At 37.7% G+C, this 14763-nt stretch carries 12 protein-coding genes; 8 read left to right on the top strand and 4 right to left on the bottom strand.

Features of this window, described 5'->3' with window-relative positions:
• Window positions 1–27 precede the first annotated feature (27 nt).
• The 3 genes from SMA_RS10375 to sdaAB form a co-directional block, all read right to left on the bottom strand.
• On the bottom strand, window positions 28–663 hold the full coding sequence (locus SMA_RS10375) for an HAD hydrolase-like protein (RefSeq protein ID WP_014295488.1): 636 nt from the start codon (window positions 661–663) through the stop codon (window positions 28–30).
• 99 nt (window positions 664–762) lie between these two features.
• Window positions 763–1635 (bottom strand): L-serine ammonia-lyase, iron-sulfur-dependent, subunit alpha, encoded by an 873-nt coding sequence (gene sdaAA / locus SMA_RS10370; RefSeq protein ID WP_014295487.1) that lies wholly within the window; start codon window positions 1633–1635, stop codon window positions 763–765.
• A gap of 11 nt (window positions 1636–1646) precedes the next feature.
• Window positions 1647–2318, bottom strand: a complete 672-nt coding sequence (gene sdaAB, locus SMA_RS10365; protein ID WP_014295486.1) for an L-serine ammonia-lyase, iron-sulfur-dependent subunit beta — start codon at window positions 2316–2318, stop codon at window positions 1647–1649.
• Between the two features lie 238 nt (window positions 2319–2556).
• Between sdaAB and mnmA the strand changes: the two genes are divergently transcribed.
• The 7 genes from mnmA to rpsD all read left to right on the top strand — a co-directional run bounded on the left by mnmA (window position 2557) and on the right by rpsD (window position 11001).
• Window positions 2557–3678 carry a tRNA 2-thiouridine(34) synthase MnmA gene (gene mnmA, locus SMA_RS10360; protein ID WP_014295485.1) on the top strand — a complete coding sequence of 374 codons (1122 nt, stop codon included), beginning with the start codon at window positions 2557–2559 and terminating at the stop codon, window positions 3676–3678.
• A gap of 316 nt (window positions 3679–3994) precedes the next feature.
• Complete coding sequence (mnmG, locus tag SMA_RS10355; RefSeq protein WP_014295484.1) at window positions 3995–5899, top strand: tRNA uridine-5-carboxymethylaminomethyl(34) synthesis enzyme MnmG; 1905 nt, start codon at window positions 3995–3997, stop codon at window positions 5897–5899.
• A gap of 86 nt (window positions 5900–5985) precedes the next feature.
• On the top strand, window positions 5986–7962 hold the full coding sequence (locus SMA_RS10350) for a DHH family phosphoesterase (protein WP_014295483.1): 1977 nt from the start codon (window positions 5986–5988) through the stop codon (window positions 7960–7962).
• Complete coding sequence (rplI, locus tag SMA_RS10345) at window positions 7962–8414, top strand: 50S ribosomal protein L9 (RefSeq protein WP_014295482.1); 453 nt, start codon at window positions 7962–7964, stop codon at window positions 8412–8414. Before SMA_RS10350 ends, rplI begins: the two co-directional genes overlap by 1 nt.
• A gap of 36 nt (window positions 8415–8450) precedes the next feature.
• The gene (dnaB, locus tag SMA_RS10340; RefSeq protein WP_014295481.1) at window positions 8451–9812 is read left to right on the top strand and encodes a replicative DNA helicase; all 1362 of its coding nucleotides are present in this window, start codon (window positions 8451–8453) and stop codon (window positions 9810–9812) included.
• A 38-nt stretch (window positions 9813–9850) separates the two neighbouring features.
• A complete protein-coding gene (locus SMA_RS10335; protein ID WP_003066965.1) occupies window positions 9851–10123 on the top strand; it encodes a Veg family protein in 273 nt (90 codons plus the stop codon).
• 266 nt (window positions 10124–10389) lie between these two features.
• Complete coding sequence (gene rpsD, locus SMA_RS10330) at window positions 10390–11001, top strand: 30S ribosomal protein S4 (protein WP_014295480.1); 612 nt, start codon at window positions 10390–10392, stop codon at window positions 10999–11001.
• Window positions 11002–11374: 373 nt separating this feature from the next.
• Here rpsD and SMA_RS10320 read toward each other — a convergent pair whose 3' ends face one another.
• Window positions 11375–11917 carry a TetR/AcrR family transcriptional regulator gene (locus SMA_RS10320; RefSeq protein ID WP_039671357.1) on the bottom strand — a complete coding sequence of 181 codons (543 nt, stop codon included), beginning with the start codon at window positions 11915–11917 and terminating at the stop codon, window positions 11375–11377.
• 131 nt (window positions 11918–12048) lie between these two features.
• Here SMA_RS10320 and SMA_RS10315 point away from each other — a divergent pair, with 131 nt between their 5' ends.
• On the top strand, window positions 12049–14727 hold the full coding sequence (locus SMA_RS10315; RefSeq protein WP_014295478.1) for a YhgE/Pip domain-containing protein: 2679 nt from the start codon (window positions 12049–12051) through the stop codon (window positions 14725–14727).
• Window positions 14728–14763 lie beyond the last annotated feature (36 nt).

Here is a 14763-nt window from a genome sequence, read left to right as displayed (position 1 = left end):
TAAATAAAAAAGAAAGCACTAATCATCTTATAGCGATGATAGTGTTTTTTTAATGTCTTGTGGTTGATGACAGATTATTTCAGCGCCGTATTCTTGTAAACTTTCAGCAGAACCAAAGCCCCAAGTAATACCAAGCCTTCTAACACCTGTTTTCTGACCACCAATCATATCAAATTTTGTATCACCGATGATGACGGCTTCGGCTGCTTGGATTACTTGTTCTGTAAGACAAGTGTTAATCACATCTGCTTTGTGAAAATGTTCAGGAGTTGAACCATAAACTTGCTTAAAGTTTGAGATGATACCAAGCTCGGTCAACATTAGTTTAGCCATTGGTTCGTGTTTACTTGTTGTGACATAGAGAGAGTAGCCTAAGTCATTCAATTCTTTTAGTAGGTCGGAAATACCAGCATAAAGTGAAACTTGATGAACACCTTTAGCGTTATAATATTCTCTAAAAGTTTTTATTGCATTGTCAATATCGGCTTTCTCAGTGAAATAATTAGCAAAGGTAACTTCTAAGGGTGGACCGATAAATGTTGACAATTGCTTGTCAGTCTGTAAAGGTAACTGTAATCTTTTAAAAGCGTAATTAAATGCTGCTTTGATTCCTGGACTGGAATTTACCAAGGTTCCGTCGAGGTCGAATAAGATAGATTTCATATTTACTCTCCTGTAAAATAGTGTCAACTCATCATTGACAATTTTGTCAAGATTGAATGTTTTGCTACTATAGTATTAAAATACTAAATGCTTAGCAAACTATTCTCCAAAAATTTGAGCTTGTAATCGTCGTCCTGTTGGTGTGGCAGCTAAGCCACCTTCGGCAGTTTCACGAAAGGCAGTTGGAAGACTTGCTCCAACTTGATACATCGCATCAACAACTTCGTCAACTGGAATTTGAGATTCAATGCCAGCAAGTGCCATGTCAGCAGCCACAAGTGCAAAACTTGAACCAAGAGCATTGCGTTTAACACATGGGACTTCAACAAGCCCTGCAACAGGATCACAGATAAGCCCAAGCATATTTTTGATAACAAAAGCAACTGCTTGGCTGGCTTGGAAAGCAGAGCCACCAGCAGCCTTAACCAAAGCTGCGGCACTCATTGCAGAAGCAGAGCCAACTTCAGCTTGACAGCCACCTTCAGCACCAGAGATTGAAGCATTATTTCCAATAACGAGTCCAAAAGCGCCAGCAGTGAATAAAAAGTTCAACTGTTCTTCTTCAGAAAGTTTTAATTTGTCAATAGCAGTTGTCAGAACGGCAGGTAAACAACCAGCAGAGCCAGCTGTTGGTGTAGCACAAACAAGTCCCATTTTGGCATTCAGTTCATTGACAGCAATGGCATTGCGGACAGCGGTCAAGATAGTGGTATCTGACAAAGTCTTACCCGATTTAAGGTAGGTGTCCATTTTGACGGCGTCTCCACCAGTTAGACCACTAATTGATTTACTAGGGGTTAGTCCGTCAGTAACAGAATTGTTCATGACTTGAAGGTTTTTCGTCATGATGTGAATGATTTCATCACGGCTACGCCCACTTAATTCCATTTCGGTGGCAATCATTAGTTCAGCAATATTACCGTTAAAATCTTTATCGGCTTGTTCAACTAATTCTTTAATAGAATAAAACATTCTTTTCCTTTCTAATCAAAGAAATTAACATTGTGCAAATGTGGAATTTGTTGAATCTGTTCAACAGCTTTGTGACAATCACGAGAGTCAACTTCGATAATCATGATTGCTTTTTCACCAGCACGTTCACGAGTTACATTCATTTGGGCGATGTTGATATGATGTTCAGATAGAATATCTGTCACTTTGGCAATCATTCCAGGAATGTCTTGGTGAACAATAATTAAAGTTGGTGTATTCATTTTCAGCGATACAGAGAAACCATTTAGTTCAGTTACCTCAATATTTCCTCCGCCGATTGATACGCCAGTAATACTCATGCTTTTGTCACCTTTTTCAACGGTAATTTTAGCGGTATTTGGATGTGGAGCGTTACTATCTTTGAGAATATCCCAATAAATGCGAACGCCTTTCTGGTGAGCGATTTCTAATGAATTTTTGATGTCAGGATTGTCAGTATCCATGCCAAGGATACCTGCAACGAGAGCTTTGTCAGTTCCATGGCCACGGTAAGTCTTAGCAAATGAATTGTACAAATGAAAGGTTACGGAATTGGGAATTTCTCCGAAAATAGAGTTAACAATTTTTCCAATGCGAACAGCCCCAGCCGTATGGCTACTAGACGGACCAATCATCACGGGACCGATGATGTCGAATACGGATTGGAATTTTAGATTTTTCATATCTACTCCTTTAAGAATCTATGCTTACTTATTATAACAGAGGAAGGCAAAAGGGTAAACGATAATAAATGAGAAAAAGCATTAGAATTAAGTGTAAAAGACTTATATAAATGAAATTTCATGTTATAATAGTCTTCGCGTGGTTTCACGCATTCAAAATCGACCTTCAAATCGATTTTTGAAAAACTGGGCCCTTCAAGCCTATGTTCGAAAAAAATATCTTGATGGGAGGATTATCATGATAGATAATTCAAAAATACGTGTTGTTGTCGGTATGAGTGGTGGCGTTGATTCGTCTGTAACGGCTCTCCTTTTGAAAGAGCAAGGTTATGACGTTATCGGTGTCTTTATGAAAAATTGGGACGACACAGACGAATTCGGTGTTTGTACAGCAACCGAAGATTATAAAGATGTGGCAGCTGTGGCTGACCAAATTGGTATTCCATACTACTCTGTCAATTTTGAAAAAGAATATTGGGATCGTGTTTTCGAATATTTCCTAGCGGAATATCGTGCAGGACGCACACCAAATCCAGACGTTATGTGTAACAAGGAAATCAAGTTTAAAGCTTTCCTTGACTATGCCATGACGCTTGGAGCTGATTACGTAGCAACTGGACATTATGCGCAAGTTTCTCGTGATGAAGACGGTACTGTTCATATGCTTCGTGGAGCAGATAATAATAAAGACCAAACTTACTTCTTGAGTCAATTATCACAAGAACAATTGCAAAAAGTAATGTTTCCACTTGGGCATTTGGAAAAACCAGAAGTGCGTAAAATCGCAGAACGTGCAGGTCTTGCGACAGCTAAGAAAAAAGATTCAACAGGAATTTGTTTTATCGGTGAAAAGAACTTTAAACAATTCCTTAGTCAATATTTACCAGCACAAAAAGGTCGTATGATGACTGTTGATGGTCGTGATATGGGTGAACACGCTGGATTGATGTACTATACAATCGGTCAACGTGGCGGTCTTGGTATCGGTGGTCAACAAGGTGGCGACAATGCGCCTTGGTTTGTTGTCGGAAAAGACCTTTCAAAAAATATTCTTTACGTTGGACAAGGTTTCTATCATGAATCATTAATGTCAACTAGCCTTGATGCTTCAAGTATTCACTTCACACGTCATATGCCAGAAGAATTTACAATGGAAGTTACTGCAAAATTCCGTTACCGTCAACCAGACTCTAAAGTTACAGTGCATGTTAAAGGTGACAAAGCAGAAGTTGTCTTTGATGAACCACAACGTGCTATTACACCAGGTCAAGCTGTTGTTTTCTATGATGGCGAAGAATGCCTAGGTGGCGGAATCATTGATATAGCTTATAAAAATGGAGTCGCTTGTCAATATATCTAGTTGACAAAAATGTAATTAAAAGTTGACAGGTTTGGCTTATCTATATAATCAACTATTGCTCGAAAAATTATCGGCAATTAAATTGACATTTTAACTTAATTTGATACAATAATCATAACAATAATCATGATGGTCAAAGCTCATGAGAATTGTGCGTTTTTGCCGCACAATTTTCGAGGGTTTTGGCTGTTTTTTTGTGTATTAATAATCTTAATTTTATATTTGGAAAGGAATGCTTTAAGTAGATTTAGCTAATGTTTTATTAATCTGAATGGATAAAATTCAGCTAAGATTTACTTGATATTGTGATTGAATCATGACACACGAATTTGCTGAAAATTATGATGTAATTGTTGTTGGTGCTGGGCACGCTGGTGTTGAAGCTAGTTTGGCTGCGGCTCGTATGGGTTGTAAAACGATGCTGGCAACAATCAATTTGGAAATGTTGTCCTTTATGCCATGTAACCCTTCAATTGGAGGTTCTGCCAAAGGGATTGTCGTTCGCGAAATTGATGCTCTCGGTGGCGAAATGGGTAAAAACATTGACAAGACTTACATTCAAATGAAAATGCTAAATACTGGTAAAGGTCCTGCTGTGCGTGCTCTTCGTGCGCAAGCAGATAAGGCTCTTTACTCTCGTACAATGAAGCATACGGTTGAGCAACAAGAAAATTTGACATTGCGTCAGTCAATGATTGAAGAAGTTTTAGTCGAAGATAGTAAAGTTGTTGGTGTTCGCACAGCTACTAATCAGAAATTTTCAGCTAAAGCAGTTGTTATCACAACAGGGACAGCCCTTCGTGGCGAAATTATCCTAGGTGAGCTTAAATATTCTTCTGGTCCAAATAACAGTTTAGCTTCTATTGGACTTGCAGATAATTTGAAAGAATTAGGTCTTGAAATTGGTCGTTTCAAAACAGGAACACCACCACGTATCAAAGCAAGTTCTATCAATTACGATAAAACAGAGATTCAACCAGGTGATGAAAAACCAAATCATTTTTCATTCATGTCCAATGATGAAGATTACCTCAAAGACCAAATTCCTTGCTGGTTGACTTATACGAACCAAACAAGCCACGATATTATCAATAAAAACCTTTACCGTGCACCAATGTTTTCAGGTATTGTTAAAGGGGTAGGACCTCGTTATTGTCCGTCTATCGAAGATAAAATTGTGCGCTTTGCGGATAAAGAACGTCACCAACTTTTCCTAGAACCAGAAGGTCGTGAAACGGAAGAAGTTTACATTCAAGGTTTGTCAACTAGTCTTCCTGAAGATGTTCAAAAAGAATTAGTTCACTCTATCAAAGGTCTTGAAAATGCTGAAATGATGCGTACAGGATATGCGATTGAGTACGATATCGTTTTGCCACATCAATTGCGTGCAACGCTTGAAACGAAGAAAATTTCAGGTCTATTTACGGCTGGTCAAACCAATGGTACGTCAGGTTACGAAGAAGCTGCTGGTCAAGGAATTGTTGCTGGTATCAATGCTGCTTTGAAAGTTCAAGGTAAGCCAGAAATGATTCTTAAACGTAGTGATGCTTACATTGGTGTTATGATTGATGATTTGGTCACGAAAGGAACGTTGGAACCTTATCGCTTGTTGACAAGTCGTGCGGAATATCGTTTGATTTTGCGTCATGATAATGCTGATATGCGTTTGACTGAGATTGGTCACCGTGTCGGTTTGGTTGATGATGAACGTTATCAACGTTTCTTGAATCGTAAACGTCAATTTGACAATGAGTTGACAAGGTTGTCAACTCTTAAAATCAAGCCAGTTAAAGAAACTAATGCACGTATTGAAGCACTTGGTTTCAAACCGTTGACAGATGCTTTGACAGCAAAAGAATTCATACGTCGTCCTGAAATCAATTATGACATTGCGACAAGCTTTGTTGGTCCTGCTGAAGAAAAACTTGACAGCAAAGTAATTGAACTTTTGGAAACTGAAATCAAATATGAAGGTTATATCAACAAAGCCCTTGACCAGGTAGCCAAAATGAAACGCATGGAAGAAAAACGTATTCCTGCTAATATTGACTGGGATGATATTGATTCTATCGCAACAGAAGCACGTCAAAAATTCAAGAAAATTAACCCAGAAACAATCGGTCAAGCAAGCCGTATTTCGGGTGTTAACCCAGCAGATATTTCTATTTTGATGGTTTACCTAGAAGGCAAGCAAAAGCATCATAGAAAAGCGAATGATTAAGTCATAAAATTGTAATCTTTAAACCAATGACAGCTCTATCAAATAGGGCTGTTTTATGGTATAATTGTAAGCTAAGAGGTTAACCAATGAAAAGATTTCGATTTGCAACTATTCACTTAGTCATGATAGGCTTGATTTTATTCGGGATTTTGGCTATTTGTGTCAGACTTTTTCAGACGGAGTCAGCTATTTTAGCTACAATCTTTTTGGCGTTGTCTTTGCTTGTTGCATTGCTTTATTATCAAAAAAAAACATATGAGTTATCAGAACGTGAACAAATTGAATTACTAAACGACCAAACAGAAGTCAATTTGAAGAGTTTATTAGAACAGATGCCTGTTGGTGTTATTCAATTTGAGCAATCTACAAATGAAGTTGAGTGGTTTAATCCATACGCTGAACTTATCTTCACTAGTGAAGAAGGAGAATTTGAGGACGAGCTCATCCAAAAAATTATTGGCAATAAGCGTGAAGGAGATTCCAGCCAAACTTTTGAGTTAAATGGCAATAAATATTCATCTTACATTGATTCATCTTCAGGGATTTTTTATTTCTTTGATACGTCAATGGGAAATCGTCAACTAGGAGATGCTGCGCTTTTGCGACCAGTTATCGGGATTATCTCAATTGATAATTATGACGATGTAACAGATGATTTATCTGATGCGGAAATTTCTCAAATCAATAGTTTTATTGCTAATTTCATATCGAATTTCACGAAGTCTAAAAATATTTTTTATCGTCGTGTGGATATGGACCGTTTTTACTTTTTCACAGATTATGCTGTTTTAAGTAGTCTAATTGACGATAAGTTTACAGTACTAGAAGCTTTTCGTAAACAGGCTAAAGAAGAGCATGAGTTACCGCTGACTTTGAGCATGGGGGTTGCTTATGGTGACGATAATCATCAGCAAATTGGGCAAGTGGCTCTCCAAAATTTGAATACGGCACTTGTGCGTGGTGGTGACCAAGTTGTTATTTGTGAAAATGATGAGCATAAGAAACCATTGTATTTTGGTGGTGGGTCAGTATCTACCGTTAAACGTACCCGTACACGTACCCGTGCGATGATGACTGCTATTTCCGACCACATAAAAAATGTGGATAGAGTATTTGTTGTCGGACATCGTAATCTAGATATGGATGCTCTTGGTTCAGCAATTGGGATGCAGTTCTTTGCAAATAATGTTATCGAGGAGGCTTATGCAGTTTACAATCCCGATGAAATGAGTCCTGATATTGCAAGAGCAGTTAAAAGGTTACAAGAAGATGGAAAAACAAATCTAATTTCAGTCAACCAAGCTTTACAGCTAGTGACAAGTCGGTCATTGTTGATAATGGTAGACCATTCTAAGATTGACTTAACGTTATCGCAAGAACTTTACAACAGATTTACAGATGTCATTGTTGTTGATCATCATCGTCGTGACAATAATTTTCCAGAAAAAGCCATATTGACCTTTATTGAAAGTGGTGCAAGTAGCGCAAGTGAATTAGTAACCGAATTAATTCAATTCCAAAATGCTGGTAAACGTCTAAGTAAAATTCAAGCTAGTATTTTAATGGCAGGGATTATGTTGGACACGAAGAATTTTTCAGCTAGCGTTACAAGTCGAACATTTGATGTTGCAAGCTATCTTAGATCTCAAGGAAGTGATAGCATTGAAATTCAAAACATTTCTCAAACAGATTTTGAGGAATATCGATTGGTTAATGAACTTATTCTCAAAGGTCGTAAACTTTATGACAACATTATCATTGCCAGTGGTGGCGATAATGTGGTTTACAGTAAAGTAGTTGCCAGTAAGGCTGCGGATACCATGTTATCTCTAGCTGGCATTGAAGCAACGTTTGTTATTGTTCAGGTTGCTCCTAATAAAGTAGCTATTTCGGCACGTAGCCGCAGTAAAATCAATGTTCAACGAATGATGGAAGAACTTGGTGGCGGTGGTCATTTTACCCTAGCAGCTTGTCAACTATCAGACATAACTGTTAGTCAAGCCGAACACTTATTACTTGAAATAATTGAAAATGATTTAAGAGAAAACATGGAGGTAGAGTGATGAAAGTTATTTTTCTAGCAGATGTTAAAGGTAAAGGGAAAAAAGGCGAAATTAAAGAGGTCCCAACAGGCTATGCCCAAAACTTTTTAATTAAGAAAAATTTAGCTAAAGAAGCGACTAACCAAGCTATTGGTGAATTAAAAGGTAAACAAAAAGCAGAAGAAAAAGCACAAGCTGAAATTTTAGCAGAAGCTCAAGCGCTTAAAGCAGAGCTTGAAAAAGAAGCCACAGTTGTTAAGTTTACCGAAAAAGTTGGACCTGATGGACGTACATTTGGTTCAATTACAGCTAAGAAAATTGCTGAAGAATTGGCTAAACAGTTTGGTTTAAAAATCGACAAACGTTCTATCGAGTTAGATCATCCAATTCGTGCAATTGGTTCTGTCGAAGTTCCTGTTAAGTTACACAAGGAAGTAACTGCTGAAATTAAATTAAGCATTAAGGAAGCATAGTCCTACGTTTAGAGGTTATTAGGGGAGGTGAAGAATTTGGCAGAAGAGCCAGAATTGAGAGTTCAGCCACAAGATTTATTAGCAGAGCAATCTGTCTTAGGTTCGATTTTTATCTCGCCAGATAAGCTTATTACTGTCCGTGAATATATTAGCCCAGATGATTTCTATAAGTATTCTCATAGAGTTATTTTTAAGGCAATGATTACACTTAGCGATCGTAATGAGGCTATTGATGCCACAACAGTTAGAACAATTCTTGATGACCAAGGGGATTTACAAAACATTGGTGGCTTGTCTTACATTGTCGAACTTGTCAATAGTGTTCCTACGAGTGCCAATGCAGAATATTATGCTAAAATTGTCGCTGAAAAGGCGATGCTGCGTAATATCATCTCTAGGTTGACAGAGACTGTAAACCTAGCCTATGAAGGTGCTACGGATTCTGAAGACGTTATTGCGGGGGCGGAAAAAGCCCTTGTTGAGATTAATGAACATAGCAATCGCAGTGGTTTTCGTAAGATTTCAGATGTTTTGAAGGTCAACTATGAAAATTTGGAAATCCGTTCTCGTCAGACAAGTGATGTTACTGGATTGCCGACTGGTTTTCGTGATTTGGATAGGATTACAACAGGTTTACACCCTGACCAATTAATTATCCTTGCTGCGCGTCCAGCCGTCGGGAAAACTGCTTTTGTTTTGAACATTGCGCAAAACGTTGGGACTAAACAAAATAAACCAGTCGCTATTTTCTCTCTGGAAATGGGTGCTGAAAGTTTGGTTGACCGTATGTTGGCTGCTGAGGGAATGGTTGATTCTCACCACCTTCGAACAGGTCAATTGAGCGACCAAGAATGGAACAACATTACCATTGCCCAAGGTGCTTTGGCAGAAGCACCGATTTATATTGATGATACACCAGGGATTAAAATCACTGAAATTCGTGCACGAGCACGTAAGCTGTCTCAAGAAGTTGAGGGTGGTCTTGGTTTGATTGTTATTGACTACTTACAGTTGATTACAGGAACACGTCCAGAAAACCGACAACAGGAGGTTTCTGATATTTCCCGTCAATTGAAAATTTTAGCAAAAGAGCTGAAAGTCCCTGTTATCGCACTTAGTCAGTTGTCTCGTGGTGTTGAACAACGTCAGGATAAACGTCCTGTGTTGTCAGATATTCGTGAATCAGGTTCTATCGAGCAAGATGCGGATATCGTTGCCTTCTTATATCGTGATGATTATTATCGTCGTGAAGGTGAAGAAATTGATGACGCTGTCGAAGACAATACTATCGAAGTTATCTTGGAGAAGAACCGTTCAGGAGCGCGTGGCACAGTGCAATTAATCTTCCAAAAAGAATACAATAAATTTTCTAGTATAGCGCAGTTTGAAGAGCGTTGATAAATATAAAATTACTTTATTAAGGAGCAAAGTAGAAGATGAGTGATGCATTTGCAGATGTAGCAAAAATGAAAAAAATCAAAGAAGATATTAAAGCCCATGAAGGTCAACTTGTTGAATTGACACTTGAAAATGGTCGTAAACGTGAAAAGAATAAAGTTGGTCGTTTGACTGAAGTTTACCCTTCATTATTTATCGTTGAATACAATGAAAATTCTGATGTTCCAGGAGCAATCAACAATTCTTATGTTGAATCATATACTTATTCAGATATTTTAACTGAAAAAACATTGATTCGCTATTTTGATTAATCCTTGATTAGAATTATCAGCAATAGTAGATAAAAAGGCTTTACAACGCCTTTTTTTTATGTTAAACTAAGCTTTGTGTGAAATAATAGCAGGAGAGTATGAAGCTCGTCAACAGTTGGCTCTTCTACAGTTTTTCTTCTTATAGAAAAGCTCCTAGAAGTCGGAAAAGTAATCTTGGCTGTTTAGATGAAAGTCAACTGCACGAATCAGGATTCTCTAATTTGTTATTTCCTACAAAATTTTTATTTTATAGGAGGACATTTTTAATGTCACGTTATACAGGTCCATCATGGAAACAATCACGTCGCCTTGGCTTGTCTCTTACAGGTACAGGTAAAGAATTAGCACGTCGTAACTACGTGCCAGGTCAACACGGTCCTAACAACCGTAGCAAACTTTCTGAATATGGTTTGCAATTGGCTGAAAAACAAAAACTTCGTTTCACTTACGGTGTAGGTGAAAAACAATTCCGTAACTTGTTCGTACAAGCTACTAAGATTAAAGGTGGAACTCTTGGTTTCAACTTTATGGTTCTTTTGGAACGTCGTCTTGACAACGTTGTTTACCGTTTAGGTCTTGCAACTACTCGTCGTCAAGCTCGTCAATTCGTTAACCACGGTCACATCCTTGTTGACGGTAAACGTGTTGATATCCCTTCATACCGCGTAACTCCAGGTCAAGTTATCTCAGTTCGCGAAAAATCAGCTAAAGTACCTGCTATCCTTGAAGCTGTTGAAGCTACTCTTGGACGTCCAGCATTCGTATCATTTGACGCTGAAAAACTTGAAGGTTCATTGACTCGTCTTCCAGAACGCGACGAAATCAACCCAGAAATCAACGAAGCACTTATCGTTGAATACTACAACAAAATGCTTTAATTCTCAGTTTATTGAAGTATTTAAAACCACGGTCTTCGCCGTGGTTTTTTGTTTTTTTTTTAATAGAAAAGTCCTTTTTGATACTTCCCTTAGGTTTCTCGCTTTTTTATTTCGAGGCTCAGACCTCAAACCATCCACTGGATGGTTTGAGTCGACGGCAGGTTCAATAGTCCATTGGACTATTAAAGGAATCCAAGGAATTCTCAAAACTTCCAAAATGTAGGAGAAACGAAGTATCGTTTTTGTGCTCACTTTGTTTGCAAATAATCTTGAAATCGAACAGTGAGACAATAATTGTTTGCAACTTATTTTGAGTTAAAAGTAAGTTTATCTACATTCAGAGTCGCCAAAAGGCGACTTTAAGAATGGGTGGTTATGGTGATAGTGGTAAAAGTTTTAGAATGAGGTTAGTCATCTGGTGAGGTGATTCTTTTTTACCATTAGCTATCCAAGATTGGCAGAGACCAAAAAAGGCGTAGGCAAAGTAGATACTACTGTATTCTTTTTCGACAGGGGAAAGCTCTTCACGCCCAAACCGATTTTGAAAATCAGTATTGATAAAAATACGTACTTTATTAACAATAAAAGCCTGAAATTCTCGTGTGCCATTTGCCGAAATTAGAGCAGACAACAATTGCTCACGTTTTAGAAATTCAAAAATCTCTAAAAAGGCTTGTTCTTTATTGCCTTCGTGTTTTTCAAAAATGTATTCAACTTGATTGAAAAGAGTTCGTTGACAGGAATCAATCAATTCAAATTTATCCTTATAATGTGTGTAGAAGCTTGAACGGCTAATACCAGCTTCTTTGGCAATTTTGATGGTTGTAATGTCGTCAAAACTTTCTGTCTTTAAAAGGGTAACCATAGCTTTTTGAATGGCTTTTTTGGTGGTAGCTCTGCGATTGTCATTTGCCATAATAAAATTTTTTTGAACACTTTTAGACATAGTGTTCAAAAACTCCTTCTTTTGTCTTGAAATTATTTTATATCTCTGTATAATATATTTTATCATAATTTTTGAACATTATGTCCAAAAAAGGAGAGAATATGTTAGAAGAATTAAAAGCACTTATAAAAAGCCCAAAAATTTGGGTAACAATGATTGGTGTTGCTCTTATTCCAGCACTTTATAACTTATCTTTCTTGGGTTCTATGTGGGATCCTTATGGGAATGTTGATAATTTACCAGTAGCAGTTGTCAATCAAGATGAGTCATCAACTTTAAATGACCAAACGCTATCAATCGGTGATAATATGGTGGACAGTATGTCCAAAAATAAAGACTTAGATTATCACTTTGTTAGCGCAGAAAAAGCAGAAGAGGGTCTGGAAAATGGTGATTACTATATGGTTATCACATTGCCAGAAGATTTATCTAAAAAGGCAGCCAGCCTTTTGACGGATGACCCTGAAAAATTGACGATTAATTATCAAACAACAGCTGGACGTAGTTTTATCGCTTCTAAAATGAGCGAATCTGCGATGACTAAGCTTAAAGATACTGTTTCTGAAAATATCACAGAAACTTATACAAAAGCTGTATTCAAGATCATGTCTAGTTTACAAGATGGTTTACAAGAAGCAAGTGATGGTGGTAATGAACTACTCTCTGGAAGCCAACAGCTTGAATCAGGCAGTCAAACTATTACAGACAACCTTAACACAGCAGCATCAGGCAGCCAAACTTTAGCAGACGGAACAGCGACACTTTCAAGTGGCTTGACAACCTATACAAACGGCGTGTCAAGTTTAGCGAGTGGCTTAAATACTCTATCTGATGGTTTGCTGCCATATACAGGTGGAGTTGGTCAATTGGCGACAGGTTTGAATGAATTATCAAGTAAATTCCCAAGTTATATAAGTGGAGTTGGTCAAATTGCTGGGGTAATGCCTCAATTGACTCAAGGCTTTACAGCATATGCAAATGGTGTCTCTGATATTTCATTAGGTCAAACTGCTTTTACAAGTGCTTTAACGGATTATACCAACGGCGTTAGTCAGTTGTCTGCAGGTTTAGCTCAATTAGATGCCAAGTCTAGGGAATTAACTGATGGTATTAATCAACTTCAGACAACTAGTAACAATAGTCTTGAGCAGTTAATCGCAGAAGCAACTAACTTAAATGATGGTTTACAAACTCTCCAAACAGATTTAAACAATACAACTCTACCTGATGCCTCACAACTGCAAATAAATCTTGATAGCTTAAGCCAATTTGGGCAACAGTTATCAGCTATGAGCTCTGCTATTTCATCTATCAATAGTTCAGATTTGGCAGCTGTGCAAGCAACAACAGCTTATCAAAATTTGAGCGATACAGACAAAGCTGAAATTGATACAGCGATTACTAATAGTACTGGTGCAACGACAGCAGATAATTTGATAACTCAAATTTCAAGCATTCAAACACAGCTAGTTTCACTTCAAGATTTATCAACACAATTAGCGAATCTGTCAACTTTGCTTAATAACATTGCTGCCTTAAAAGCAAATGTGGTAACGGCAAGTGCAGGTAGCCAACAATTGGTAGATGGATTAACACAATTTAAAGAAGGATTAACTGCAGAGAGTGGTATTCCAACCCTAGTTTCGGGTATTTCTGATTATACAACAGTGGTGGCTCAATTAACTGATGGCGCTAACCAAATAGTTGATAATAACGAAAAATTACTTGAAGCCTCAAGTCAGTTAAGTTCAGGAAGCAATGAACTTGCTTCAAATAGTACTAAAATAAGTAATGGACTTATTCAAGTTCAATCAGGATCAGCACAATTAGCTTCATATAATGATGAGTTAACAAGTGGGGTGACACAGTTAACTGATGGCGCAAATCAACTTGCAGTTAATAATGATAAGTTACTAAGTGGTGCTAGTACAGCAGCTTCTGGAGCTAATCAATTGGTTGCTAATAATACTCAGCTAACAAGTGGTGCTTCTCAATTGCAATCTGGTGCAGAAGCATTAGCTTCTGGTTCAAGTCAGTTAGCTGCTGGTAGTGATACGTTGACAAGTGGCTTGACAACCTTGACAAGTGGTATTTCAACATTGACATCATCACTTTCAGAGGCAAGTGACCAATTATCACTTGTTTCTGTAACAAATAAGAATGCTAAATTGGTTTCTAACCCTGTATCAACAAAAAAAACAGATAATGATAGCGTGAAAGTAAATGGTATTGGTATGGCACCTTACATGATTGCAGTATCACTTATGGTAGTTGCCCTTTCAACGAACGTTATCTTTGCAAACTCATTGTCAGGACGTCCTGTGAAAAATCGTTTTGAATGGGCAAAACAAAAACTCTTTATTAATGGATTGATTTCAACGGTTGGTTCATTAGTATTGTATGGTGCTATTCAATTCCTTGGTTTTGAGGCTAACTATGAATGGAGAACAATCTTCCTCATCATCTTAGGTGGTTGGACATTAATGGCTCTTGTAACGGCTCTAGTTGGTTGGGATAATCGTTACGGTTCGTTCCTTTCGCTTATTATGTTATTACTTCAAGTCGGTTCTGCAGGTGGTTCATATCCAATCGAGCTTAGTCCTAAGTTCTTCCAAGTTATTCACCCATACATGCCGATGACTTACATTGTAACAGGTTTACGTCAAACCATTTCGATGACAGGTTCAATTGGTACACAAGTTGGTGTTCTATCAGCGTTCCTTGTTGCTTTCATGGTACTTGGACTAATCATTTACAGACAACCAAAAACAGAAAATTAAGATTAGTAGATTGAGGAAAACGTTCATTTTGGACAA

It is taken from the genome of Streptococcus macedonicus ACA-DC 198, assembly GCA_000283635.1.
GTDB classification, from domain to species: domain Bacteria; phylum Bacillota; class Bacilli; order Lactobacillales; family Streptococcaceae; genus Streptococcus; species Streptococcus macedonicus.
This window is presented reverse-complemented; position numbering and strand designations above follow the sequence as displayed.

Bases quoted from the DNA above. Each gene is read 5' to 3' on its own strand.
- mnmA (WP_014295485.1), top strand. From the start codon at position 2,557: ATGATAGATAATTCAAAAATACGTGTTGTTGTCGGTATGAGTGGTGGC.
- rplI (WP_014295482.1), top strand. From the start codon at position 7,962: ATGAAAGTTATTTTTCTAGCAGATGTTAAAGGTAAAGGGAAAAAAGGC.
- mnmG (WP_014295484.1), top strand. From the start codon at position 3,995: ATGACACACGAATTTGCTGAAAATTATGATGTAATTGTTGTTGGTGCT.
- rpsD (WP_014295480.1), top strand. From the start codon at position 10,390: ATGTCACGTTATACAGGTCCATCATGGAAACAATCACGTCGCCTTGGC.
- SMA_RS10335 (WP_003066965.1), top strand. From the start codon at position 9,851: ATGAGTGATGCATTTGCAGATGTAGCAAAAATGAAAAAAATCAAAGAA.
- sdaAB (WP_014295486.1), bottom strand. From the start codon at position 2,318: ATGAAAAATCTAAAATTCCAATCCGTATTCGACATCATCGGTCCCGTG.
- SMA_RS10320 (WP_039671357.1), bottom strand. From the start codon at position 11,917: ATGGCAAATGACAATCGCAGAGCTACCACCAAAAAAGCCATTCAAAAA.
- SMA_RS10375 (WP_014295488.1), bottom strand. From the start codon at position 663: ATGAAATCTATCTTATTCGACCTCGACGGAACCTTGGTAAATTCCAGT.
- SMA_RS10315 (WP_014295478.1), top strand. From the start codon at position 12,049: ATGTTAGAAGAATTAAAAGCACTTATAAAAAGCCCAAAAATTTGGGTA.
- SMA_RS10350 (WP_014295483.1), top strand. From the start codon at position 5,986: ATGAAAAGATTTCGATTTGCAACTATTCACTTAGTCATGATAGGCTTG.
- sdaAA (WP_014295487.1), bottom strand. From the start codon at position 1,635: ATGTTTTATTCTATTAAAGAATTAGTTGAACAAGCCGATAAAGATTTT.